General features: G+C 63.1%; 22 protein-coding genes and 1 pseudogene. 17 read left to right on the forward strand and 6 right to left on the reverse strand.

The annotated features are described in order from the left end of the window. Window positions 1-23: 23 nt before the first annotated feature. The 5 genes from EKK97_RS03730 (at window position 24) to EKK97_RS03750 (ending at window position 5,547) form a co-directional block, all read left to right on the forward strand. Window positions 24-3,074, forward strand: a complete 3,051-nt coding sequence (locus tag EKK97_RS03730; RefSeq protein WP_159549229.1) for an AAA domain-containing protein — start codon at window positions 24-26, stop codon at window positions 3,072-3,074. A 119-nt stretch (window positions 3,075-3,193) separates the two neighbouring features. Further along, window positions 3,194-3,460 carry a hypothetical protein gene (locus EKK97_RS03735; protein ID WP_159549232.1) on the forward strand — a complete coding sequence of 89 codons (267 nt, stop codon included), beginning with the start codon at window positions 3,194-3,196 and terminating at the stop codon, window positions 3,458-3,460. Continuing rightward, a complete protein-coding gene (locus EKK97_RS03740; RefSeq protein WP_159549235.1) occupies window positions 3,457-3,981 on the forward strand; it encodes a helix-turn-helix transcriptional regulator in 525 nt (174 codons plus the stop codon). Before EKK97_RS03735 ends, EKK97_RS03740 begins: the two co-directional genes overlap by 4 nt. Window positions 3,982-4,146: 165 nt before the next feature. After that, window positions 4,147-4,749 carry a TetR/AcrR family transcriptional regulator gene (locus EKK97_RS03745; RefSeq protein ID WP_159549238.1) on the forward strand — a complete coding sequence of 201 codons (603 nt, stop codon included), beginning with the start codon at window positions 4,147-4,149 and terminating at the stop codon, window positions 4,747-4,749. 105 nt (window positions 4,750-4,854) lie between these two features. After that, window positions 4,855-5,547, forward strand: coding sequence for a type 1 glutamine amidotransferase domain-containing protein (locus tag EKK97_RS03750; protein ID WP_159549241.1), 693 nt, complete (start codon window positions 4,855-4,857; stop codon window positions 5,545-5,547). Between the two features lie 52 nt (window positions 5,548-5,599). On the opposite strand, the gene EKK97_RS03755 is transcribed toward EKK97_RS03750, so the two are convergent. Together EKK97_RS03755 and EKK97_RS03760 are read right to left on the reverse strand one after the other, a co-directional pair. After that, complete coding sequence (locus tag EKK97_RS03755; protein WP_159549244.1) at window positions 5,600-6,565, reverse strand: AraC family transcriptional regulator; 966 nt, start codon at window positions 6,563-6,565, stop codon at window positions 5,600-5,602. A gap of 72 nt (window positions 6,566-6,637) precedes the next feature. Then, complete coding sequence (locus EKK97_RS03760) at window positions 6,638-7,732, reverse strand: MBL fold metallo-hydrolase (protein WP_234286580.1); 1,095 nt, start codon at window positions 7,730-7,732, stop codon at window positions 6,638-6,640. Window positions 7,733-7,809: 77 nt separating this feature from the next. Between EKK97_RS03760 and EKK97_RS03765 the strand changes: the two are divergent. The 9 genes and pseudogenes from EKK97_RS03765 (at window position 7,810) to EKK97_RS03805 (ending at window position 18,252) form a co-directional block, all read left to right on the forward strand. Next, window positions 7,810-8,699 (forward strand): annotated as a pseudogene (locus tag EKK97_RS03765) (LysR family transcriptional regulator). Window positions 8,700-8,911: 212 nt separating this feature from the next. Next, window positions 8,912-9,655, forward strand: a complete 744-nt coding sequence (locus EKK97_RS03770) for an SDR family oxidoreductase (RefSeq protein ID WP_159549247.1) — start codon at window positions 8,912-8,914, stop codon at window positions 9,653-9,655. Between the two features lie 42 nt (window positions 9,656-9,697). Beyond that, the gene (locus tag EKK97_RS03775; RefSeq protein ID WP_159549250.1) at window positions 9,698-10,147 is read left to right on the forward strand and encodes a (2Fe-2S)-binding protein; all 450 of its coding nucleotides are present in this window, start codon (window positions 9,698-9,700) and stop codon (window positions 10,145-10,147) included. 10 nt (window positions 10,148-10,157) lie between these two features. Beyond that, a complete protein-coding gene (locus EKK97_RS03780) occupies window positions 10,158-12,317 on the forward strand; it encodes a xanthine dehydrogenase family protein molybdopterin-binding subunit (RefSeq protein ID WP_159549253.1) in 2,160 nt (719 codons plus the stop codon). 33 nt (window positions 12,318-12,350) lie between these two features. After that, window positions 12,351-13,895 (forward strand): NTP transferase domain-containing protein, encoded by a 1,545-nt coding sequence (locus EKK97_RS03785; RefSeq protein WP_159549256.1) that lies wholly within the window; start codon window positions 12,351-12,353, stop codon window positions 13,893-13,895. Between the two features lie 185 nt (window positions 13,896-14,080). After that, on the forward strand, window positions 14,081-14,905 hold the full coding sequence (locus tag EKK97_RS03790) for a MipA/OmpV family protein (protein ID WP_159549259.1): 825 nt from the start codon (window positions 14,081-14,083) through the stop codon (window positions 14,903-14,905). After that, on the forward strand, window positions 14,905-15,591 hold the full coding sequence (locus EKK97_RS03795; protein ID WP_159549262.1) for a response regulator transcription factor: 687 nt from the start codon (window positions 14,905-14,907) through the stop codon (window positions 15,589-15,591). Before EKK97_RS03790 ends, EKK97_RS03795 begins: the two co-directional genes overlap by 1 nt. Window positions 15,592-15,659: 68 nt before the next feature. Continuing rightward, window positions 15,660-16,814: an alpha/beta hydrolase gene (locus EKK97_RS03800; RefSeq protein WP_159549265.1), complete on the forward strand. Its 1,155-nt coding sequence runs from the start codon at window positions 15,660-15,662 to the stop codon at window positions 16,812-16,814. 58 nt (window positions 16,815-16,872) lie between these two features. Beyond that, window positions 16,873-18,252: a sensor histidine kinase gene (locus EKK97_RS03805; RefSeq protein ID WP_159549268.1), complete on the forward strand. Its 1,380-nt coding sequence runs from the start codon at window positions 16,873-16,875 to the stop codon at window positions 18,250-18,252. A 236-nt stretch (window positions 18,253-18,488) separates the two neighbouring features. On the opposite strand, the gene EKK97_RS03810 is transcribed toward EKK97_RS03805, so the two are convergent. Next, window positions 18,489-19,556, reverse strand: a complete 1,068-nt coding sequence (locus tag EKK97_RS03810) for a class I SAM-dependent methyltransferase (RefSeq protein WP_159549271.1) — start codon at window positions 19,554-19,556, stop codon at window positions 18,489-18,491. A 146-nt stretch (window positions 19,557-19,702) separates the two neighbouring features. On the opposite strand from EKK97_RS03810, the gene EKK97_RS23575 reads away from it, so the two are divergent. Continuing rightward, on the forward strand, window positions 19,703-19,894 hold the full coding sequence (locus EKK97_RS23575; RefSeq protein WP_201297002.1) for a type 1 glutamine amidotransferase family protein: 192 nt from the start codon (window positions 19,703-19,705) through the stop codon (window positions 19,892-19,894). After that, window positions 19,882-20,730, forward strand: coding sequence for a GlxA family transcriptional regulator (locus EKK97_RS03815; protein WP_201297003.1), 849 nt, complete (start codon window positions 19,882-19,884; stop codon window positions 20,728-20,730). The genes EKK97_RS23575 and EKK97_RS03815 overlap by 13 nt, the downstream gene beginning before the upstream one ends. An 85-nt stretch (window positions 20,731-20,815) precedes the next feature. Here the strand turns inward: EKK97_RS03815 and EKK97_RS03820 are convergent, their stop codons facing one another. Beyond that, window positions 20,816-21,022, reverse strand: a complete 207-nt coding sequence (locus tag EKK97_RS03820; protein WP_159555673.1) for a cold-shock protein — start codon at window positions 21,020-21,022, stop codon at window positions 20,816-20,818. Window positions 21,023-21,321: 299 nt separating this feature from the next. Between EKK97_RS03820 and EKK97_RS03825 the strand changes: the two genes are divergently transcribed. Next, the gene (locus tag EKK97_RS03825; protein WP_159549274.1) at window positions 21,322-23,019 is read left to right on the forward strand and encodes a mechanosensitive ion channel domain-containing protein; all 1,698 of its coding nucleotides are present in this window, start codon (window positions 21,322-21,324) and stop codon (window positions 23,017-23,019) included. 84 nt (window positions 23,020-23,103) lie between these two features. Here the strand turns inward: EKK97_RS03825 and EKK97_RS03830 are convergent, their stop codons facing one another. Both EKK97_RS03830 and EKK97_RS03835 read right to left on the reverse strand, forming a co-directional pair. After that, a complete protein-coding gene (locus tag EKK97_RS03830; protein ID WP_159549276.1) occupies window positions 23,104-23,733 on the reverse strand; it encodes a Vgb family protein in 630 nt (209 codons plus the stop codon). 34 nt (window positions 23,734-23,767) lie between these two features. Beyond that, window positions 23,768-24,988 (reverse strand): helix-turn-helix domain-containing protein, encoded by a 1,221-nt coding sequence (locus tag EKK97_RS03835; RefSeq protein WP_159549278.1) that lies wholly within the window; start codon window positions 24,986-24,988, stop codon window positions 23,768-23,770. Window positions 24,989-25,041: the final 53 nt, after the last annotated feature.

Consider the following 25,041-nt stretch of genomic DNA (forward strand, 5'->3'; position numbering starts at 1 on the left):
CAAATCAGGGAACGTCGGCTTCAATGGATGCCTTGCAACGTATTACCCGCTACTTCCGACAGTCGCTGATCGATACGGAACGTCTGTGTCCAGCCGACAAGGATGTGCTGCCTTTCACCAATCCGGACCGGCCGGCCGAGCCGGAGGATGCCTTTGTCGCCTTGCCGCGTGAAACCTGGGCACTGGGCGAGATTTCGCCGTCTCTGGCGGAACGAATCGTGGCGAGGCATCAGCGAAAAGTTGGCAAGATGCTCAACGAAGTCGAGCTGACGCTGTTGCCGCGCGTTGATTTAATCCGTGCGGAGGGGGGCGCAAGGGATAATCGTAAGCGTAACGTCTTGCTTCCCCTGGTGGTCTTCGTGCGCCTGCATCGTGACGGCAGCCTTCGGCCGGCGGATAAGGCGCCTTGGGTTCCTCGCGAATGGCTGAGCCCGAATCAGGGAGCGGCGACGCCCATCGCCGATCTGGTCGCCGTCGATGCGTTCATGACTCAGTTTCCATTTGCGGGCGTTGATACGTGGCAGGCGTTGGTCGCTTATTGCACGCGGCTGCTGTGCTGGCTGGCAGGCGTCGATCAAGCAATGCTGGATGATGACCAGACGGAAACATCGCTATTCGACATTGATATTCACGATGACTATGCCTGCACCAGCCTCAGCCTCCTGCAGGTGGAAAACCCGCCTGTGGTTGGGGCAAAGCAAAAAATGCTGACGGTACTGGATTCACTGGCAGAGCTGGATTCGCCACCCGCGCTTTACAGGCGCTACGTGAATGCGACGTCGCCAGCCCTGATGGCCAACCAGGAACGAGGAAGCGACACCACGCTGGCATCGCGTCACTTGGCCCAGATGACTGGGGAGTTTCCGCTCTCGCCCAAGCAGCGCAACGCCTTGCACCATGTGCTGCTGCAGGGTGAGGGAGAGATACTGGCCGTCAATGGGCCTCCTGGCACTGGCAAGACCACACTGTTGCGTTCGGTGGTCGCCAACCTGTGGACGCAGGCGGCGCTCGCAGAATCCGAGCCACCCTTGATCGTGGCGTCCTCAAACAATAATCAGGCCGTCACCAACATTCTGGAGAGTTTCGCCCGGATCGATGAGGCTGGCCTCGATAGTCGGCTGGCGGGCCGCTGGCTGCCGGAGGTCGATAGTTACGGCCTCTACTGTTGTTCGAGCGGCAAGGCTAATGACAAGAATGCCTATCGCTATCTGGGGCCGCGGGGTGAAGGCCCCATGTCGCAGTGGCAGAGCCGTGAGTTCGTCGAGACGGCGCGTGAACACTTCCTGACCCTGGCCGGTGCGTGGCAGGGCAAGCCCGCCCATGATGTCGAGGCGGTCAAGCAGGTGCTGCACCAGGCGATGCAGTGCTGTCAGCGCCGAATCGCCGAGGGCATAGAACGCCGTGAGCGATGGCAGGCCGTCGACAGTCAAGTCGCCGAGACGCATGGGGATATCGAGGCGCTGTGTAACGCCATTGAGGTGCTCATCCAGCGGCAGGCGGAGGAAGAAGCCCGAATCGCAACCTGGCGGGAATGGCTTGATGAACTTTATGCCCTATGGGAGGCGCGCTCGCTCTGGATACGCCTGGGCTCGCTGATGCCTTTTATCGGCTCGAGATTGCGCCGAGAAGAACAGCGTAAGACGGCAAGACGGCTCAATCGCTGGGAACTTACCGTCGAAGATCATAGCGACGAGGCCGTTGAGTCCTGGTTTCGCGAGCGCATCGAGGCACATCGGGCATCGCTGGCGAAATGCTTGCAAACGCTGGCCGATTACCAAGCTTTGGAGACCCGATACCGCGAAACCCTGAATGCCTTGGAGAGCTGGATCGACCAGCACCGTCCCGACAAGTTGTTCGCTACATCGCCCGTGTCGCAGGTCGAGGAGATCAATGACCGGGTATGGCGCTTCCAAGCCTTCAAGCTGGCGACTCACTACTGGGAAGCGAGATGGCTGCTGGAAATGGACGACTTCTTGCGTCGCAATGACAGCGACAAGAAGTCTCCCTATAAAGCGATACGCAAGTTGCGGCGCTTCGCCAAGCTGACACCCTGTTTCGTTTCGACGTTCTATATGACGCCGTCGACCTTTATGGCAGGGGAATATCAAGATGACGTTTGGCAGGACATTCCCTTGTTTGGTGAGATCGATCTACTGATCGTCGACGAGGCAGGGCAGGCGCTGCCCGATGTGTCGGCGGCGAGTTTTGCCTTGGCCAAGCGGGCGCTGGTGGTGGGCGATACCGATCAGATCGAGCCGGTGTGGAGTCTGCCCGCCAGCGTGGACCGCGCTAATCTGCACCTTTATGGCCTGTTCGAGGATGAAGCGCATTACGCCGAGTTCTGGCTCGAAAGCGGCCTACTTGCCAGCAATGGCAACCTAATGCGAATCGCGCAGCGCCAGTGCCTCTACCACCAGTTTCCCCAGCTACAGCGCGGGCTGTATCTCACAGAGCACCGACGCTGCTTCGACGACATCGTCGCTTACTGCAATGCGCTCGTTTACCAAGGCGTGCTTGAGCCGTTACGTGGTCAACCCCAAGAAACAGTGCCTTGGGGCATGCTGACACTGGTGCCGAGCACAACGCCATCGCAGTCCTACGGAGGAAGTCGGGGCAATCCGGGTCAGGCGCGGCAGATCGCGGAGTGGCTGAGTGTCGAGCGCCAGACTCTTCTCGATTATGCACGCCGCCAGGACGACAAGTTGCTGATGTGCAAGGATGCCGAGGTGCTGCAGAAAACCGTTGGTATCATTACGCCTTTCAGCAAGCAAGCTACGCTGATCCGCCATGAACTCAAACATTTTGGGCTTGAAGGGCTCACAGTGGGGACGGTGCATAGCTTGCAGGGCGACGAGCGTCGACTGGTGTTGTTCTCCAGCGTCTACGGGCTCAATGACTGTGCCGTCGGCAAGTTCTACGATCGTGGCCATAACATGCTCAACGTAGCGGTTTCCCGTGCCAAGGACGCCTTCGTCGTCTTCGGCCATCCCGAGGTCTTTGGCAAGGACAGCGCCGGGTCGCCATCCGGCTTATTGCGGCGTCGGTTGATTAGTGGTGAAGCCATGGTCTCGTAATCAGGCTGCCGGGGGCATGGTTTGGTCAGGGCATCCCCTCAATTCTCTCAGAATGATACGACGCAAGGTTGTCAATTGACAACCTTGCGAGTGCCCCTATGCTGCCGTTAGGAGGTTGGATGACACGTTCACGCCATAGCAAGAAGGAAGTCGAGGCAGCCTTGACGTATGCCGAAGCTCACGGCTGGCGGGTTGAACCGGCCACTGGACATGCCTGGGGGCGGCTGTACTGCCCCTATAACGACGCGGATTGCCGCTGTGGCGAGTTCTGTATCGTGAGCGTGTGGAGCACGCCGAAGAATCCGGCCAGCCATGCCAGGCAGCTGCGTCGTGTCGTTGACAACTGTACGGGTGGCCCATCCTCCAAGGAGGACGACAAACCATGACTCACTATGATTTTACTCTGAAGTTCGCCATTCCTGACGTGCTCGATATGGAGGCGTTGGAAACCCGTCTCTTTGAGGCGGGCTGTGACGATGCGCTGGTCGGGCTGGGGCAGAAAGGCCGTCTGGCTCTGGAGTTTTCACGTGAAGCGGCCACGGCCCATGAGGCGATCACCAGCGCCATGGCGGATGTGAAGCGTGCCATACCAGAGGCGCGTCTGATCGAAGCCGGCCCCGACCTGGTAGGAGTGACGGATATCGCGGAGCTGTTCGCGTTTAGCCGCCAGAATATGCGCAAGCTGCTGCAGTCTCACCTGGCGACCTTTCCGTTGCCATTGCATGAGGGGCGCGCCGCACTGTGGCACCTGGCCGAGGTGCTGGAGTGGTTCCATATCCACCAGCACAAGACTGTCGATGAGACCCTGCGCGAGGTGGCCCGGGTCAGTATGCAGGCCAACGTCGCTTGCGAGACCCGTCGTTTGCCTGCGGAGGAGATTCAGCGCTTCGAGGCGCTGGCCTCGTGACTGGGCGCTATCACGCTGGTGAGCCGACGCCGACGGCAGGGCTATCAGGGACATCGGCGACCTTGGCCGGCTTGCGCGCACTCGAGTGACACGTATGCGCAGCGCGTCGCGCTTCGATATAGAATGAGACTAGACGACTGGTCTAATTGGAGGTATGGTTGCCCCATGACCACTTCCACTACCGAAACCAACGATGTCCGCGAGAGCATTCTTGCCAATGGCCAGCGAATCATGGCCGGCAAGGGGTTTTCCGCTGTTGGTATCAACGAAATCCTGACCGCCTCAGGTGTCCCGAAGGGATCGTTCTATCACTACTTCGGCTCGAAGGATGCCTTCGGGGAAGCTCTGCTCGAAAGTTACTTTGAGGACTATCTGGCCGACTTGGATGCCACGTTGAGCGCGCCGGGCCTGAATATGGCCCAGCGGCTGATGGGCTACTGGCAAAACTGGCAGGAGACGCAGTCCTCCCTGGACTGTCAGGGCAAGTGTCTGACGGTGAAGCTGGGCGCGGAAGTTGCCGACCTGTCGGAAACCATGCGCCTGGCGCTCAAGCGTGGAACGGCCGGTATCATCGATCGCCTGGCACGTGCTATCGAAGCTGGCGTGGCGGAAGGCTCGTTGTCCGTCGATGACACGCCTGATGCCGCGGCACAGAGCCTTTACCATTTGTGGCTAGGGGCTAGCGTGATGGTGAAAGTCGTCCGCAATGACCAGCCTTTCGAGATGGCCATGCGCGCCACTCGGCAGATACTGCATCTTCCCCGCTGACCGGAAGGGAAGAGGCAGCCGCACTTCTCTGGAAGTGCATTTTTATGTTCACTTTCTAGACGACCGGTCTAATTGGTTTTTTTGCTCTCGACTTGGAGAAACAGTATGAAAGTTCTGATGGTTCTGACCTCGCACGACCAGCTCGGCAACACCGGCCGCAAGACCGGCTTCTGGCTCGAGGAGTTGGCCGCTCCTTACTACGTCTTCAAGGATGCCGGTGCCGAGATCGTATTGGCTTCGCCCAAGGGAGGCCAACCGCCGCTCGATCCCAAGAGCAACGAGCCGGATTTCCAGACCGACGACACCCGCCGCTTCGAAGCCGACGCGCAGGCAATGGCGCAGCTGGCGGCGACCGTGCGCCTGGATAGCGTGAATCAAGCCGACTTCGATACGGTGTTCTATCCGGGCGGCCACGGCCCGCTCTGGGATCTGGCCGAGGACAAGCACTCGATCGCGCTGATCGAATCCTTCCTCGCCGCGCGCAAGCCGGTGGCGCTGGTCTGCCATGCGCCGGGCGTATTGCGTCACGTCAAGCAGCCCGATGGCCGCCCGCTGGTGGAAGGCAAGAAAGTCACCGGCTTCACCAACACCGAAGAAGCGGCTGTCGAACTCACCGAGGTGGTGCCGTTCCTGGTCGAAGACGAACTCAAGGCCAAGGGCGGCAATTTCTCTCGTGGCGATGACTGGGCGGCGTATGTGGTCAGCGACGATCTGCTGATTACCGGCCAGAACCCGGCGTCTTCGACCCCGGCTGCGGAACGGCCGCTCGAGCAGTTGGGAGCGAGCAAAACGTCTTGAGTGACTAGGCGGTGACAACCGCGGGCGTGCGGCCGACTCGGTGGAGGAGTCTCTACGCCTGGTTGGCCCCGCTCGCACGCGAAGGACGCGACATTGGATGTCTGGCCTTCGCATCCTCTTCGATGAGGATCGACGTCTTGCCCCGCAGGCGCAGCGCGTCGCGCTTCGGCGGTGCCTGGAACAGGCGGCCGTATTCCCGCGTGAACTGCGATACGCTTTCGTAGCCCACCTCGAAGGCGGCATTGCTGGCCGAGAAACCTTCGTCGAGCATCAGCCGGCGTGCTTCGACCAGGCGCAGCCGCTTGTGGTACTGCCCTGGTGTCAGCGTGGTCATGTGCTTGAAGTGCTTGTGAAACGAGGTGAGGCTCATGCCGGCTTCCGCCGCCAGTCGTCCCACGGACATGCGCGAGCGGTACTCGGCCCTGAGGATCGCAATGGCGGCGGCAAGGCGGCCGGCGTGGCTGTCCGGATCCGCCAGTGTGCGCAAGACGGTGCTGTGAGGTCCCGACAGCAGCCAGTAGTGCAGCTCCCGCATGATGCCCGGGCTCAGCAGCGGCGCCGCTTCGGGGCGGTCCAACAGTTGCATCAGTCGTGATGCACAGTCGAGCAGCGCGGCTTCGGTGTCTACGGCGAACAGCGTGGGCATCTCGGATGAGCGCTGCGGGCGGGGGCTACCGAGGTGGGCGGTGAGTTCACGCAGGATCGCCATGTCCAGCTCGACCGCAATCGCCAGGTAGGGCTCGCTGCGGCTCGCTTGCACGACCCTCCCGATGACCGGCATGTCGGCGCTTACCATCGCAGATTGCCCGGCAGAGAGAACACGCTCCTCCTTTCCCACGATCAAGCGCTTCGCGCCCTGCAGCACCAGGCATACCAGCGGCTTGTAAACCGTGTGCAGGTCGCCGGTGGGCGCTTCGAGACACATCATGCGTAAGCCCGGCACCGGGGTTAACGCCATGCCTCTGCTGTTGGCGTGGCGGCGGGTATAAGCCCGAACGGCCTGTTTGAGCGCATCCATAGGTTCCCTCCTGCATTTTCGTTGGAGCGTAGCATGGCGAAACGTCAGTTCAGTTTTGCGAACGGCACCGGATCAGAACTGCCAGTTGGCCGGAACCCAAGCATAGCCGCTGTCCGTCTTGAGCATGTAGCCAAGGCCTGGGAAGGGAAAATGAAAGCCGAGCACGGGGAGTCGGTCTGCCGCCGCCATATCGAAGATGCGGCGGCGGGAGGCGAGCGCCGTCTCCTTGTCGCGATCGGGCCCGGGCAGCCAGGCGTGATCGATATTGACGATGGGGTGATAGGCAAGATCGGCCGTCAGCAGTAGCTGATCGTTCCCGGAGTGGACCAGGAAGTTGGCCATGCCGGGAGTGTGGCCCAGTGCCGGAAGCGTGGTTAGGCCGGGGACGATCTCCGTGCCGGCTTCGTACAGTTCGACCTCGCCCATGACTGGCTCGAGGCTTTGCCGGATGGCCGTGGCGAAATGGCGACGGAAGTCCTCCGGCACCGGCATGTAGGAGAGATCCGGGTCGCTACGAATGAAGAAGTCCCAGTCGGCACGCGGCGCAAAGACGGTCGCCCGCGGAAAAGCCCGGCCACCGTCGGCCGTTCGAAGGTTGCCGACATGGTCCGGGTGCGTGTGCGAGACCACGACGACGTCGATGTCCTCGGGGCGTAAGCCAATGGCGGCAAGGTTGTCGAAGAGGCGTCCGCCCTGTGGCCCCATGGTCTGCCCGGCGCCGGCTTCGAGCAGGATTCTCCGGCCATTCGTTTCGATAAGAAGAGTGTTGAGATTCAGCGCCAGGTGGTCGGTCGGCAGGAAGGCTTGCCTCAGAACCTCCTCCAGCTCGGCCTCCGGCGCGGTGCTGGCATAAATCTGCGGCGGGCCGCCGATCAGCCCGTCGCTCAACACGGTGGCGGCGATGTCGCCGACGCGAAAGCGGTAGTAGCCGACATTCCCGCTTGCGCCGCCCTGTGTCGCGGGCGAAGCGGTGGAAGCGGCCTGCGCAAGGGCCATGCCGCCGGGCGGCAAGATTAGCCCCGCCACTGCCGACGCCGCTGTCAGAATGATCTTCCTGCGATTCAATGTGATTCCGCTCATGTTTGCCATCCCGTCCTGATCGTTGTTTGAAGAAGTCATGTTGGCTATAGCGGTGGCCAAGGCCGGTGATATCGGTAGTGATGACATGCTTTCTCAGGATGACGCAGAATGAGCGTGCGGATAAGCTAACGAAAACGGATCAGCTTGATAAGCAGGACTTTGCAATGCGACCGCTACGCCTGGACAGCTTGGAGATCTTCGAGGATGTCGTGCGCTGCGGCGGCTTCAGGGCCGCCGCGCTTGGCAGGGGCGTGTCGTCGTCGGCCATCAGTCAATCGATCAGTGCGCTCGAGGAAGCGCTGGGCATCCGGCTGCTGAACCGGACGACACGTAGCGTCGCGCCGACGGAGGCGGGCGAGCGGCTGCTCGAGCGGCTGGGTCCTGCCCTTCACGACATCAGAACGGCGATCGACGATCTCAATCAGCTTCGAGAGCGCCCCTCCGGCACCGTGCGGATCAATGCACCGGGGCCAGCCGCCGACCACGTGCTGTGTCCGCTGGCCTTTGACTTCATGAAGATCTATCCCGACGTCAACGTCGAGATCGTCAGTGATGCGGCGATCATCGATATCGTGGAGCAGGGGTTCGATGCCGGCGTGCGCTTTGGCAATCAACTCGCCCAGGACATGATCGCCATGCCCCTGGGCCCCGCCTTGCGATATGCCATCGTGGCCTCTCCCGATTATATTAGACAGCGCGGTCGGCCCGGCTCACCGAGCGATCTCCTGCAGCATGACTGTATTCGCCGCCGTTTCCCCGGCGGAACCATGGAAACGTGGTCATTCGAGAAGGACGGCGAGGAAGTCGAAATCAGCCCCCAGGGCCGGTTGACGTTGAGTTCAGCGCATCACGAGCTCCAGGCCGCGATCGCGGGGCGGGCATCGCGCATCTGTTCGAGGATTATGTCCGCGATGAACTCGAACAGGGCCGCGTAGTTGAAGTGCTCAGCGATTGGAAAAAGCAACTGCCGAGTTGGTACCTCTATTATCCGAGCCGGCGGCATATCAGCGCGGCCATGCGTGCCTTCCTCGAGTACATCCGCCACCGTGAATGACCTCCTCTCAGCCACTCATGCCTACCTTTTGATGACTGTTCGAACCTAGCCTGTTGTGCGAAGCGATAACATCGATCCGACAGGATCGGGCAAGTTTTACGCAGGCGTTGGCAAGCCCTGTTCCCACCTGGTGATGGACACTCAATGACACCGCAGACAGCCGATTAGTGATTTCTGCGTTGCATCGATCATCACCCAGAGGAACAGATGCAGTGAAAACCTCAGGAAACACCATTCTCATCACCGGGGGTGGCTCCGGGATTGGCCGGGAGCTTGCCCGGCGCTTCAACGAATTGGGTAACGTCGTCATCGTCGCCGGGCGGCGCCTCGAGACGCTGGAGGAAACCGTTGCCGGCCGTGGCGACATGCTCGCCATGGTGGTCGACGTCGAGGACCCGGATGACCTCGCGGCCTTTGCCGAGCGTGTCGTCGCCGAGCATCCGAGGCTCAATGTCCTGATCAACAATGCCGGCATCATGCGCCGCGAGGACCTGACCAGGACCCGCGATCTGCGCGATGCCGAGCAGACCGTCGTCATCAATCTGCTCGGGCCGATCCGGCTGACCGATGCGCTGACCGACCACCTGACAAGCCAACCGGACGCGGCGATCGTGAACGTTTCGTCCGGCCTCGCCTTCGTGCCGCTGAGCGGTACGCCGACCTACAACGCCACCAAGGCGGCGATCCACTCCTATACGGTCTCCCTGCGCGAACAGCTCAGGGGCAAGGTCGAGGTCATCGAACTCGCGCCTCCCGCGGTGCAGACAGAACTCACGCCTGGCCAGTCGGCCCGTGAAGGCTACATGCCCCTCGATGACTTCATCGACGAGACCATGGCGCTATTTGGCGAACAGCCGACACCCAGGGAAATCCTGGTGGAGCGGGTCAACTTCCTGCGCTGGGCGGAGCGCGATGGGCACTTCGATCAGGCGGTCGAGATGCTCAACGCGCACTGAGCCAAGCGCCATGAACTAGTAGCCAGCTGAGGAGAAACCTTCATGACAGCATTCACGATCAACGGGCGCGCGGTAGAGGTTGCCGCCGAGCCGGATACGCCGCTGCTCTGGGTGCTCCGGGAGCAGCTGAAGCTCACCGGCACCAAGTTCGGTTGCGGCGTCGCGCAGTGCGGTGCGTGCACGGTCCATGTCGATGGTGAGCCGGTGCGCTCTTGTGTCTTTTCGCTATCCGGCGCCGAGGGCCGTTCCGTCACGACCATCGAGGGGCTGTCCGAGGATGGCTCGCATCCCGTCCAGCAGGCCTGGGTGGAATTGGAGGTGCCGCAGTGCGGCTACTGCCAGTCGGGGCAGATCATGAGCGCGGCCGCTCTGCTGGCGCGAAATCCTAGCCCCTCCGATGCGGAGATCGATGAGGCGATGCGCGGCAATCTGTGCCGCTGCGGCACCTACGTGCGCATCCGGGCGGCCATTCACCGTGCCTCCGAGGCCTGAAGGTAGAACGATGAAACCACAAGCTTTCTCCCTTACCCGTCGCTCCTTCCTGGCCGGTGCCGTCGCGGCCGGTGCCGCTCTCGTCGTGCCCCTTAGGCTGCCGGCCTGGGCGGGGCAGGGCGAGGCGGCGGGCCTCTCGCAGGCCTTCATCCGTATCGACACCAACGGCCAGGTGACCTTCGTGCTGCCCACCAGCGAGATGGGCCAGGGCACCCATACGGGGCAGGCCCAGATACTCGCCGAGGAGCTGGGTGCCGACTGGTCGAGCATCGTCGTCGAGATGCCGAAGCAGCCGGCGCCCGATTACAGGGTCCCGTTCGTCGGCCAGATGCGCTCCGTAGGCTCGTTCGGCATTCGTGTCTGGCATGACCCGCTGCGCCACGCCGCCGCCCAGGCCCGGGAGATGCTGACGCAGGCGGCGGCCGAGCGCCTCGGGGTCGCGCCTGGAACCTTGCATGCCGAGGATGGCTTCATCGTGCATGCCGGCAGTGGTCGGAGGATACCCTTCGGCGAGCTGGTTGAGGACGCCATGGCACTGCCGGTGCCGGAGGAGCCGACCCTGCGCCCCGACGACGAGCGAACGCTGACCGGGCGTTCGATTCCACGTCTCGATACGCTGGCAAAGGTGACGGGAAGGGCCGTGTACGCGATGGACGTCGAGCGCGAAGGCATGCTGTATGGCGCCGCCCGGCTGGCCCCGGTCTTTTCCGCCGAGGTCGAGTCGTTCGACGAGAGCAGTGTCACCGGCATGCCGGGCGTGGTCGCCGTGGTGCGCGTGCCGCGCGGCGCGGTGGTGGTGGCGGAGTCGTGGTGGCAGGCCAGGCGGGCCGCCGACGCGCTCGACATCACTTTCACCCGGACACCGGCAGACGACCTTTCCACGGACGAGATAGAGGGGCTGCTCCGCGAGGCGCTGGATCGTCCCGACGTTCCTGTTTCCACTCTGCGTGGCGAGGCGGAGGCAACGCTGTCGACCGAAGGCCGGGTGGTCGAGGCCGAATATTCGGTGCCGCTGCTCGCCCATGCGTGCATGGAGCCGATCAACTGCCTGGCCGAATCCACCGCGGAGCGGACGGAGCTGTGGCTAGGTACCCAGGGCCACGACGTCGTTCGCATGACGCTCGAGAACGCGCTGCAGCTGCCGGCCGAGCAGCTTTTCATCAACACGACCTATCTGGGCGGCGGCTTCGGCCGCAAGACCCACGGCGAGATCGCCGTGCAGGCCGTGCTCGCCAGCCGCGCCGTCGAGGGCCGGCCGGTCAAGGTGCTGTGGTCGCGGGAGAACGACATTCAGCAGGGCCAGTACCGCCAGACGATGCGGTGCCGTTTCCGGGCGGTCCTGGACGACGCCGGCGCCATCACCGGCATGCGTATCCGCGTCGCCGGGCCGCAAATGGGACGGGAATACGGTATCGACCCGGAGCAGCGGGCGCAGGCAACGGGCAACCTGGCGAACTTCGATCCCTTCTCGCTCGGTGGGCTGTCGGACATGTACTACGACATTCCGAACTTCGTCGTGGAGCACGCCGTGGTCGACCTGCCGATCCCGCTTTGTCCCTGGCGCTCGATTGCCCACTCCTTCAACGGCTTTTTCTTCGAGAGCTTCATGGACGAATGCGCGGCGGCAGCGGAGCGCGACCCGCTGGAGTTTCGCCGCAGCCACTGTGAAGGGCAGGCAAGGATGCTCGCCGTTCTCGACCGGGTGTCCGAGATGTCGCGATGGAACGAGCCGGCGGCGGAGGGCATCGCGCGCGGCCTGGCGGTGGTCGAGAGCTACGGCTCCTTCGTCGCGCAGGTGGTCGAGGCACGGGCCAACGGCGAGGGAATCCAGGTCGAACGGGTCCATGCGGCCATCGACTGCGGGCGCGCCATCAATCCGGACCAGGTGGAGGCGCAGATACAGGGCTCCGTCATCGATGCGCTCGGTGCGGCGCTGAGGCAGAAGGTCACGCTCCGCGATGGCCAGGCGGAACAGTCGAACTTTCACGATTACCCGCTGCTGCGCATCGGCGAGGCGCCGTCGGTGGCGGTGGGCATCGTCGAGATCGGCTCTCCGCTGGGCGGTGTCGGTGAGCCGGGCGTTCCACCTCTTGCGCCGGCGCTGGCCAACGCGTTGTTTGCCGCCACGCAGCGGCGGATCCGCCACCTGCCGTTTTCCGATCATGCTTGAGCACCGGCCAAGTCAGACTTATCGAGGCCCGCTATGTATCAGTATCTAGAACATGCACAGGATGTCTTGGGACAGTGGCTTGCCTGGCGCCGGGCGGGCGAGGTTGCGCTTGTCGTCGTGACGGCGACGGAGGGCGGCGCCGTGCGGCTGCCGGGTGCCCTGATGGCCGTGTCCGCCAGGGGTGAGAGCTGCGGCTACATTTCCGGCGGGTGCATCGACGCGGATGTCGTGACGCATGCCCGGCAGGCACTGCGCTCGGGTCGGGTCGAGCGCCTGAGATACGGCAACGGCTCGCCTTTCATCGACATGCCGCTACCCTGCGGCGGTGCGATCGAGGTGTGTGTCCTGCCCAACGCAGAGGCCGGTGTGCTGCATGAGTGCCGTGATCGGCTCGCCTCGCGCCAGCCGGTAACGCTCAATCTTTCGCCCTCGGGTGATCTCTGGCTGGGACCGCCGACAGGGGCGAACGTGCTCTCCTTCCGCTACACGCCCAAGCTCCGGCTGCGCATCGCCGGGCGCGGTGCCGACGGCCTGGCGCTTGCCCGGCTGGCGGCGGCGAGTGGAATCGAAACCGAGCTGCAGCTTCGCGACGGTGCCGACGTCCAGGCCGCCCGGCGGCTGGGAATCGACAGGATCACGACGCTGACGCTTCCCGCGACACTTCCGGAACTCGAAGACGACCCTTGGACGGCCTTTCTCCTTGCCTTCCATGACGTCGATTGGGAGAACGCTCTTCTCACCCAAGTTCTTGACGGTCCCACCTGCTATATCGGGGCCGTTGGCAGCAGGGCGACTCACGACAGGCGCTGCGAGAGGCTGCGTGCGGCCGGCGTTACCGAGAGTCAGGTCCGACGAATCCGCGGTCCCGTCGGCTTGGTGCCTTCGCTGCGTGATGCCTCGATGCTGGCCGTTTCCGTCCTCGCGGAGATCGTCGAAGCCTATCAGCGCATGGTGCAGTTCCCCTTCCGCTCGACGGCGTTGGTACTGCTGGCCGCTGGGCAGTCCCGCCGCTTCGAAGGAGACGACAAGCTCCTGGCGCAGTTCCGGGGGCAGCGCGTCATCCGTCATGCCGCAGCAGCCCTCCAGGAGCATGACGTTGCCACCCGTATCGCGGTGGTCGGCCCCGACCAGGCCGGGCGAGCGACGGAGCTGCGCGCCGCGGGATGGACCGTCGTGGTCAATGCGGAGGCGGCGCAGGGCTTGTCGACCTCGCTGGCCGAAGGCATTCGCCAGGCTGGCCAGTCTCACGACGTCGATGCGGCCCTGGTGCTGCTCGCCGACATGCCGAACGTCCCCGATGCGCATCTCATCGACCTTCGTGATGCGCTGACGCCGGAGCGTAGCGCCGTCATGTCTGTGGCGGGAGCGACCCATTCGCCACCCGCCATCTTCGATCGGTCCGTCTTCGGCAGGTTGGCCGGCCTGGCGGGCGATGCTGGCGCCAGGCAGGTGTTCCAGTCACTGGCGCATACCGCAAGCGTTCCGATCCCCGCCGAGTGGGCGCTCGACATCGACACCCGTGCAGATCTGGCGCAGGCACAGGCGGGTTGCAGCTCATCCTTTCTCGTTGATGTTTGATGAGCCCAGGCGCCTGACTCCGAAGGATCTCGTGACCCACTGCACGCCATCGTCCACACAGCTGTACACCACCGGGATGACGAGCAGGCCCGGAGCGATCAAGGGCATCCGGTAAGTCTTCGGTAAGAAGGCGGCTGCGAAAGTAGAGAGATGACCGCTCTTTTCACATCATGCGAGAAACCTATATGCCTTCATCGTATCCGCTTGTCTCGATCTCCCATGGTTCCGCCTCGCGTGTGGCGGTCGTTGCGTTGCTTGCCGTTGGCCTGGGTGCCGCGGTAACGGCGAAGGCCCAAGCGCCGGCCGATGGCGAGCCGTCCTTCCCCACCTGGGGGCTGGGCCTCGGTGTCATGAGCGAGCAGGAGCCTTATGCCGGGATCGGACGGGACAATACGCCGCTACCGTTGCTTCAGTTCGAGAACCGGTACATCCACCTTTTTGGCCCCCGGATCGAGTTCAAGCTGCCGGGTCTCGATATCGGCGACTCCCAACAGCTCAACTTCGGCATCGTCGGCCAGTACGACGGCAGCGGCTACGAGGAGGACGACGCCCCGATCCTCAACGGCATGGCAAAGCGCAGGGGCGGCTTCTGGGCGGGGGCCGCGGTGGAGTGGAGCAGCAGTTTCGTCGATGTCAGCGCCGAGTGGCTGGCCGACGCGTCAGGCAACAGCAATGGCCAGGTCGTCAGTCTTGGCCTGGAGAGAACGTGGCAGTTGGGCAAACGTGTTCTGCTCACCCCGCACGTGGGGGCGAGCTGGCAGGACGAGAACTACGTCGACTACTATTTCGGAGTTCGCGAAAGCGAGGCTCGTCTCGACCGTCCTGCCTATATTGGGGAGTCCGCCGTCAATATCGAGGCGGGTGTGCGTGGCGTCTACATGTTCGATCGGCACCACTCCGTGCTCATGGGGGTCGAGGTGACGGGCCTGGCGGATGAGATCAAGGACAGTCCGCTGGTGGACCGCTCGACTACCAATAGTCTCTACCTTGGCTACCTGTACCGCTTCTGATGAGCCGCATACTCCTGATCGAGGACCATGACCGCCTGGCCCGGCTAATGCGCCAGGGGCTGGAGGCCGCCGGCATTGCCGTGGACGTGGCCGGCCGCATCGATAGCGCCTGGACGGCGGTTCAGCAGATCCCCTACCAGGCCCTGGTTCTCGATCGGGGGTTGCCGGACGGCGATGGCCTCAGCTTGCTGCACAAACTGCGCAAGGCCGGTCTTGGCGTGCCGTGCCTCGTGTTGACGGCCCGCGATGCGCTGCACGATCGGGTCGAGGGACTCGAAGCCGGCGCCGATGACTACCTGCCCAAGCCGTTCGCCATGGATGAGATGGTGGCGCGTGTTCGGGCGCTGCTGCGCCGCCCCGTGGCGTTCCGCTCGCTCGATGCCTGCCACGGTGACCTGGCCCTGCGGCCCGAGAGCGGCGTGCTGTGCAGCGGCGATGGAAGCGTCACGCTTTCCCAGGCGGAGCTGCACATCATGCAACTGTTCTTGAACAAGCCGAAAGAGGTCGTACGGCGTAGCGCGCTGGAGGCGGCGGCGTGGGGACTGAGCGAAGCGGTGACACCGAACGCCCTGGACGTGGCCCTGCATCGTCTACGCCGCAAGCTGCTCGCCATCGGTTCGCGCCAGCGCATCGTCAACGTCAGGGGGCTGGGCTATGCGCTTCGTGAAGCCGATGCCGCTGAATAGCCTGCACAAGATCCTGCTGGCCTACATGGCACTGTGTCAGATGGCAAACACACTTTGATGGAGGGGTAATGCTAACCCGTCTTTGTCTACTGCTATTTACCCTTGTGGTGCTAGCATCCTGCGCGTTGCCGCCGGATTCCCCTCTTTTCCAGCCTTCAGATAGCTTGCCATCCTACGATCAGGACAGCTTTGAACAGTACGTGAGCGATACTCACGCATGGATTGCCGATAACCGCGTCTTTCTCCATGAAGATCGCAACCTTGAGATAGAACTCAATACGCCTTTCGAACGACGCCCCGATGAGCCGGCAAAACGAGGCATTCTGTTTGTTCACGGACTGGGTGCGAGCCCGTGGTACTTCGCTGACATTGCCGACGCCTTGGCGAATGATGGCTGGCTTGTTCGCTCCATCCTGCTCCCCGGGCACGGCAGCCGTCCCGCCGACCTGATGCTGCCCGACTTTGATGATTGGGAAAACGCCGTCGCCCATCATGCCAACCTATTGGCAGCTGAGGTCGAAGAACTTTGGTTGGGTGGCTTCTCTACCGGCGGAAACCTGGTCGCCTCACATGCGCTAAGAGACGACAGCATTGCCGGACTGCTGCTGTTTTCTCCAGGCTTTTATCCCGATAACGGTTATCTGTTTCTCGCCCCTTTCATTGCCTATTTGTGGGACTGGGTGGATGTCGATGAAGAGGACAATATTGCCACCTACCAGTCTCTTCCAACACGCGGAGCAGCCCTCTATTACCGCTCGGTCAGTGCCGTGCAAAAAAACCTTGAAGCCATGCGCTTTGAGAAACCCGTCCTGATTACCATGAGTCAGCATGACAGCGTTCTTGACCCCAACGCGACCCTCGATGCCTTTCAAGACCGCTTTCCCAACCAGCGGTCGCGCTTCGTCTGGTATGGTGATGCCCCGCAGGGCCTTGACGATCCACGCGTCACCGCCCTAGCCAGCCATCTACCCGATCGGCGCATCAGCACTTTTTCACACATGAATGTGTTATTCGCTCCCGAGAACTCTTACTACGGTGAAAAAGGCAGCCATGTCATCTTCGACAATGGCCAGGTCGACCTCCCTCTTCCCGAGAATTCCGAAGACTTGTGGTTCGGGGCATGGGGCCAGGTCGCAGCGGAAAGGTACCATGCTCGGCTGACCTGGAATCCCTATTTTCTTGAGCTCCTCGACAGCATCCGCGAGGTATCGGGTGATGGTTAGCCGACCTGCCCGGATGGGCAAAAAATGGGTCGCTGACTGCGAAGGGCTGGAGGTTGCTATGCGCTTCGTGAAGCCGATGCCGCTGAATAGCCTGAGCCTCAAGATACTGCTGGCCTACGTGGCCGGGATGGCGCTCAGCATCGTGTTGCTGGTGATCGCGGCAGTGGTAGTGATCCAGACCAATCTCCTGGCGCGGATGGATCTGGTCAATGCCGTGGAGGCGCTGAAGGACAACGTCGTATTCGACACTGAGGGCAGACCCGTCGGCTTCGACTCTCGCCTGGACGACCGCGCCTGGCTATACGAAGGTCCGCAGCGCGAAGCGGCCTATCGGATCCTCGATGAGAGCGGAAACGTGGCGGTCTTCTCGAGCGCCGGCGAAGCGTTTTGGCCGGCCGGCGATGACCTGCTTCGCCCGTCGCGCAAAAGCTTCACCTTCGAGCACGAGGGAAACACCTTCTACGGTGCCACACAGCCTCTGCAGCATGAAGGTCGCCGATGGTATCTACAGTTCGTCGCTAGTGCGAGATTCATGGATATCCTCGATAAGGTTGCCTTGCCGCGCATGGTCGTTGGCATCATGGCATTCAGCATCGTCCTGTTCGTCGCCTTTGGCCTGTGTGCCTACATCACCTTACGCTACACCCTCAAGCCGCTGCGCGACGTGTCGGAATCCGCCGCCGCCATCTCGCCGCGCTCCCTCAATGCCAGGCTGAAGACAGAGGCGGTGCCCGTTGAGATAGCGCCTCTTGTCGACAGCTTCAATCGAGCCCTGGCGCGCCTCGAGCGGGGCTATCGTGTGCAGCAGGAGTTCCTCGGCCATACAGCGCATGAGTTGAAGACGCCGCTGGCGCTGATCCGTGCCCAGATCGAGCTGTTGGAATCTGGCAAGAACGACCACGACTCGCTACTGAGCGACGTCGAATACATGACGCGCCAGGTGCAGCAACTGCTGCTCCTGGCCGAAGCCAGTGAGGCGCACAACTACCGCTTTGCCACCGTTGGTATGGCGGAGGTCGCCCATGAGGCCGCCCACTATTTACAGCGCATGGCGGAAGCCGCCGACGTGCACGTGGCGGTGCGTGCCGTCGGTGACATTAAGTGGAAGGCCGATCGCGCGGCGTGCTTCACCTTGTTGAAGAACCTGCTGGAAAACGCCATCCAGCATGCGCCCGCGCACACCTCCGTCAGTGTGGAACTCCAGGGTGATATGTTGACCGTGCGGGACAAAGGCCCTGGTGTCGAGCCAGAACAACTGCCCATGTTGTTCGAGCGTTTCTGGCGTGCGCCGCATCGACGTGACCATGGCGCAGGGCTCGGCCTGGCCATCTGCCAGGAGATCACACAGGCACATGGCTGGCGCCTCACGGCCGAGCAGGCCGAGCCGGGGCTGCGTTTTCGATTGTGGAAAGGGGAGGGGGGCAAGGCCTTCCTGTAAGTTCGCTCAACCAGGTGGGCGGCAGAAAGAGGAGTTAGGCGATCGCTCGCTTCGCTGGCTGTGGCGCGTTCCCGTGTAGCACGCCAGAGTATCGTTGGTGGCACCCTTCAGGTACAAGTGCGCCATGCAGCGCAGCAATTAACTGTGTGCCTCGGCCTTTATCCGGAACTTTGGTCGGTGTAGAGCCCACTCGTAGGGCAGTGAGAATGGGGCCCGCCTAGGCGGGCCCGTGGCACTCAGCGCCTCGCTTCGAGAATCAGGTTGAACGGCGTTTCGGCCGCGCGCCGGAAGTGAGTGAAGCCCGCTTGGCGGAACACATCGGCCAGGCGTTCTTCGCCGGCCTGGGCGCCGAGCACGAGATGACCACCTTCCGAGATGGCGTGGGCGCAGCAGATGGTGGTGGAGGCGGCGTAGTACAGGCGCGAGACGACGGAGAGATTGTTCTCGACCTTGTCCTGGGCGTAGGGCTCGACCAGCAGTACCGTGCCATTGGGGGCCAGCACCTGTTCGGCGTGGCGGGCGGCGGCAATGGGGTCGCCCATGTCGTGCAGGCAGTCGAAGAAGCAGATGAGCCCGTACTGCTTGTCGGGGTAGGTCACCGCCTGGGTGAGTTCGAAGCTAACACGATCGGCAACGCCCGCCGCGGCGGCGTTCTGCCTGGCGGCCTCGATCGAGGCCGGGTGAACATCGAAGCCGTGGAAATGCGAGTTGGGGAACGCCTTGGCCATCAGCACGGTCGAGTGGCCGTGGCCGCAGCCCACGTCGGCCACGGTAATGCCGGCTTCGAGCTGTTCGACCACGCCCTCCAGGGCGGGCAGCCACTCCGGTACCAGGCTGGCGCGATAGCCGTTGCGGTAGAACGCCGCCACGCCGCACTGCAGGCGGCTATCGTGGTCGCCCCAGGCCACACCCTTGCCGGTGCGAAACGCCTCCAGGGTGCGCTCCTCGTCAAACCACATGGAGGCCGGCACCTGCCAGGCATGGGGGATGAAGACGGGACTCTCCTCGTCGGCGAGCACCATGGCTTGCTCGGGGGAGAGTTCGTAGGTGTCGCTGGCGGCGTGGTAGCCCACGTAGCCGCCGGCAGCCTGGGCGTTTAGCCACTCGTGTACGTAGCGCTCGGCGCAGCCGCTGCGACTGGCGAGTTCCTTGGCGCCGATCGGCCCGGCGCCTGCCATGGCCTTGTACAGGCCGAGCTTGCTACCCAGACTGACCATGACGCCGCCATAGGCGGAGGAGAGGTCGCCAACGGCCTGAGCGACGAAGGATTCAAGCTTGCTTTGATCGATTGCGGGAGCATTCATCCAGTGCGGTTCCTGTCTTGTTGTGTGGGGGTCTAGCGTCCTGCTCATCTTCGCCGCGCAGCGCTACTCGCAGAAGAGCCTAATTCGCCCGCAATCGGTTCGTTTGTGCCACACTGAATCTTCCTACCCGAGAGGCGCATGGCGTCATGACCGGATCAGCCATCCCTGACGAGGCGAGCCCACGGCACGTCAGCCTCGTGGCGCTGCCCGATGCCGTGGTCTCCACGCTTGCCGGTCTCTTCGACGTCATGAACGGCGTGGCGTTGATGGGCTTGGTAGCGCCAAATGCCCCGGCTCCGTTTCATATCGAGATCGTGGGGAGACCGTGGGAGCGCTGAAGCTGGCCAGTGGCGTGCCGATCGATGTCCAGCGCTCCATTGACAGCATCGAGAGTAGCGACATCGTCATCGTTCCCTCGGTACTGCTCCCGGCCCAGGGCTGGGAGAAGGGGCGCTATCCCCATCTGGTCGAATGGCTGCGCGCCGTACATGCGCGCGGCGCCGTGTTATGTTCGGCATGCTCGGGTGTGTTCCTGCTGGCCGAAACCGGGCTATTCGACGGCAAGGAGGCCACGGTTCACTTCGGCTATGCGGAGGCGTTCATGACCAGCTATCCGGCTGTATCGACGCACCCTGAGCGTGTGCTGGTGATTGCCGGTCAGCAAGAGGAACTGGTGAGCTCGGGCGCTTCGATGAGCTGGCACGACCTGGCGCTCTATCTCATCGCGCGCTATGCCGGCGCAACCACGGCACAGGAGGTGGCGAGACTGTTCGCGCTGCAGTGGCATCAGGATGGGCTTACGCCTTACCTGGTGTTCGCCGCCAAGACGGACCATGGCGATGGCGAGATCCAGCGTGGGCAGCAGTGGCTGGTTGAGCACTTTGCGCTGGCCCACCCGGTGGAGGCGATGATCGAGCGCTCGGCACTGGCAGAGCGCACCTTCAAGCGGCGCTTCGTCAGCGCCACCGGCCTGACCCCGATTGCCTACGTACAGCGCTTGCGTATCGAGGACGCCAAGCGCCGGCTCGAGCGTACCGAGGCCTCGGTCGAGGAGATCAGTTGGCGGGTCGGCTACGAGGATTCGGCCTTCTTCCGGCGTCTGTTCAAGCGCACGACCGGCCTCGCCCCGAGCGCCTATCGTCGACGCTTTCGCATTCCCGATTTCGCTCGCTGATCAGCACGAACTGATCAACACGAACAAGGCCCGCCGGAGCGGGCCTCGATTTTCGAACCGTATGGTTCTCTCGCGTGACAGTGGGTCAGGCGAGCTGTTTGATGTTGGAGGCCTGAAGGCCCTTCTTGCCCTGGGTCACGTCGAACTCGACGGTTTGACCTTCCTGCAGGGATTTGAAGCCTTCCGCCTGAATTTCGGAGAAGTGGGCGAAGACGTCATCACCACCATCGGCCGGTGAAATGAAGCCGAAGCCTTTGGAATCGTTGAACCACTTGACTGTACCAGTCGTCATAACTTTCCTTTCGCGCCGTAGCGCCTTGCAGCATTCCTGGGAGTTGTCCCAGATGGGCAGCCGGTAATGGCTTACCAGCTCCTCCACCGTGTCATGCCTGGATGCCGTGGGTCAAAACCTTTCGCGTTTGTTTTCTGTATCCGTTCCTGGAGCTGCCCTCGGCTGGACGAGGCGGCGTACGCTGAGCTGTACTGCGATAACCCCGGGCAGAGCGGCCCGCTGGCCGGTATGGCGCCGTCGGGCCTGAACGGAGCTGTTGGAGGGAAGCGACAGCGGGATGGACGAACAGGATGATGCGTATGAAGGTAAACGGCGCGTGGCTGCTGCCGGTACTGATCGCGGCACTGCTTTTTTCCGGCCTGGGCATGGCGCAGGAGGAGGAGGACGAGGAAAGGGAGCAGTGGTTTTCGGTCGATTCACTCAATGCCGGGCTGGGCGAGGTTCCCGAGGAGGCCAAGCGGCAGACGCCCCGCGAGGCGATCCGCAGTTTCCTGGCGCTGGCGGAGGAGAAGAACTTCACCGCCGCTGCCCATATGCTCAACCTTTCCGAGTTCGACGAGGCGGAGCAGGAGTGGCGCGGCCCCGAGTTGGCCAGGCAACTGGCCGAGGTGCTCCGGCGGGGTGAATGGCTCAACGTGTCCAATCTTTCGGGGCGCCAGGATGCCGCCATCGAAGACCCGTCGGGCCAGCACCCGCAGACTGGACAGCCGCGCCGCGATATCGAGCTGGCCTCGCTCACGCTCGATGGCGAGGCCTACGACATTCGCCTGGGCCGGTATCGGGTGGATGACGAGGATCCGGTCTGGCTGGTGACACCGGACAGCGTTTCGACCATCCCCATGCTCTACGAGGCTTACGGCCCCTCGCTGCTGGAGGAGTACATTCCCGAGCGCTTCAAGACATCACTCGGTTGGCTCGAGCTCTGGGAGTGGATCACTATTCCGCTGTTCCTGCTGGCCATCGGCCTGGTGGGGTGGGGCGTACACGGCTTGGTCGGGCTGCTGGCGCACTGGTTTCCCTCCGGCTGGCCGAGCATCTTCGCTGGCAGGATCGGTGGGCCCATGGCTCTGCTGGTCATGGCGTTCACGGCCCAGGTCCTGCTCGACTACGTGGTCTCCTTCACCGCCGTGGCGACCACCTTCATTCGTGTGCTGCTGATGATCCTGATCGCCTGGGGGGCGGGCACGATTGCGCTGCGCCTGGTGGATACTATCCTGCTCAAGGTGACGCGGCGCATCGTCGGCGAGATCGACGACACCAAGCCCAAGGACGAGCGCAAGCTGCTCACCACGCTCTACGCGGTGCGTCGGGTCATCATACTCATCACGGTGACCGCGGTTTCGGTCTACGTGCTGAGCCAGATCCAACTGTTCGAGACGCTGGGCATGTCGCTGCTGGCCTCGGCCAGCGTGCTGGCGGTGCTGGTGGGCATCGCGGGCCAGGCGGTGTTGGGCAATATCCTCTCTTCCTTCCAACTGTCGCTGGCCAAGCCCATACGCATCGGCGACCTGGTGATGTTCGAAGGGCAGTGGTGCTATGTGGAAGGCATCTTCTACACCTTCATCCGGTTGAGGAGCTGGGATGAGCGGCGTCTGATCGTGCCAGTAACCTATTTCGTCTCCAAGCCCTTCGAGAATCTTTCGGTCAAGAGCGCCAAGATGTACCGGACGTTGGAACTGGTCGTCCATCTGAGCGCCGACATCCAGATCATCAGGGAGAAATTCCTGGAATACGCCAAGGAGGAGGACAACGTGGTCGAGCACCACAAGCTGTGCTGCTACGTGACGGGACAGACCGAAAGAGCCCAGACCGTCAGCTGCTACCTCATGGCCTCCGACCCCTTCGCCGGCTGGGTCGCGGAGATGCAGATCCGCGAGAAGCTGATGAATTTCATCCGCGACGAGCACCCGGAGTGGTGGCCGCGCGAAGTGGTGGTGCTGAGCCAGGCGGATATTGCCAAGGGCGAGCGGAAGGACTCCCGCCCGCCGTCATCGTGAAGCCGCTGCGGAGAAAGAAAGCATCGCAGCGTGACGGCACGCTCGAGGGCTGCCGCCACGCCGTACTACCTGCTTGAGTGGCACCTACCTGGGACGACGCACGACCCTCAGCTTGCCACTGGCTCCGCCTCCGCAAAAGAAGCGGTCGGCGCCATCCGACTCGAGCCCCGAGACGCCCGTTCCTTGGGGCATCTCGAGCTGCTGCAGCACTTCCCCCGAGTCAGGGTCGATTTGCCTCAAGTCGCTGCCGTCATCCTCCCAAGTTCCATGCCAGAGTTCGCCATCGACCCAGGTGACCCCGGTGACGAAGCGATTGGATTCAATGGTGCGCAGAATCGCTCCGCTGTTTGGGTCGATCTGATGGATCTTCCGGTCTCGGTACTGTCCCAGCCAAAGCGAGCCTTCGGCCCAGGCCAGCCCCGAGTTGCTACCGGGCGGAGCGGGAATGGTGGCGAGGATATGGCCGCTGGCGGGCTCGATCTTGTGGATGCTGTCCGCGGCGATCTGGAACAGATGTTGGCCATCGAAGGCCGTTCCTGCATCTGCCTCGACCTCGATCGACCGCTGCGGTTCGCCGGTTTCGGGATCGAAGGCGCCAAGCGTTCCGCCGGTGGCGAGCCACACATGGCGGCCGTCGTAGGTGACACCGTGGACATGCTCTACGCCGGGGAAGGGGCCGAATTCCTTGAGTACTTCCGCTGCTGAACGGTTCATGTTGCTGACCTCGTTTGGTGGGTACCTTCTCAGCCTATTCGCCGGGCAGAGGAGCTGGGAGTAACAAGGTTGTCGTGAAACCCGGAACCGGTGGGGCAATCCAGCGTTGCGCTCTTCCACGCCCGAAGGACTGGACCCTGCCCGTACTGGCGAGTGCTTCGAGCGCTCGCTGTATGCTGCGCTGACTGGTGCCGAGAGCCATGGCCAGGGCCGAGCTCGACCATGGCTCACCGTCGCTGAGCAGGGACAGTACCTCGCCATGCTTGCCCTCGATGGGGCGGGCCAGTACTGCAATTTCCGGTGCGGAGCGTGGCTCCAGCATGTAGCCCCGCGATGTTGCGCGCACTCCGGCCAGGGGGCCGAGGGCCGTGCGCAGCCGACCGAGTTCGACGCGCAACCGGATACGGTGCGAGTCGTCGGCGAAGCGGGTGCGAAACGCCCCGGCGATGAGCGCATCCCGCGATACGTCTGCTGGCCAGGCCTCGCCCAGCAGGCGGGCCAGGGCGAATAGCACCGGACGGGTGGAGAGCGAGATAGTGGTATGACCGTCTTGAATCACATGGCGACAGGCATCGACGACGAGCGTCTTGGATGCCAGTAGCGCCTCGACCTCATGCAACAGCAGGAGGTGCTCCTGGCCATTCGCCACCAGGCGCGCGGCGGGGGCGCTCAAGGCATGCCAGGCATTCTCGACTTCCGCCCGCAGCGCAGGAACACCGGAGAGGCGTGCGCTCTTCCCGGCACGCTCGAGTGCGGTGCGCGCTGCCGCGGTGTGCAGCCGACGCAGGGCAATGCCTGCCACGACCAGCGCGTGGACAGCGTTCAAGGCAGGAGGAAGGACAGAGGGTTCGAGCTGAGCCAGAGCATGTTCCGCCTGGCCCAGGCACCCGAGCAATAGCAGGCGGCGAGCCTCGAGAGACCGAGCGTGGGCGGCATTCGTCAGGTCGCCGTGCGCCTCGAGCGTGGCCCGTGCCGAGTCGAGTCTCTTCGTGGGCCAGCTCAGGTCTCGCGAAGCCAGGGCAATCTCGGCCTCGGCGACCACGCACCGGGCACGGGCCATTTCCTCCCTGGCACCGAAGGCGCGTGTCGCACGCTGCAACAGCAGCCTGGCGCGTACGAAATCGCCAAGCTGGGCCATCGCGATTCCGCGCAATGCGAGAGCCGGCGCATCGTCACGCAGGGCGACCCGATTCAAGGCCCCGAGGGGATCACCCGCCGAAAGTGCACGGCCCGCGGCCGTGATCAGCGCATCCATCTCAACCCCGTTACGCTTGGTGCCTGGCGATGCTGACGAGCCGCAAGTGGCGG

This window comes from Billgrantia tianxiuensis (assembly GCF_009834345.1).
GTDB classification, from domain to species: domain Bacteria; phylum Pseudomonadota; class Gammaproteobacteria; order Pseudomonadales; family Halomonadaceae; genus Halomonas; species Halomonas tianxiuensis.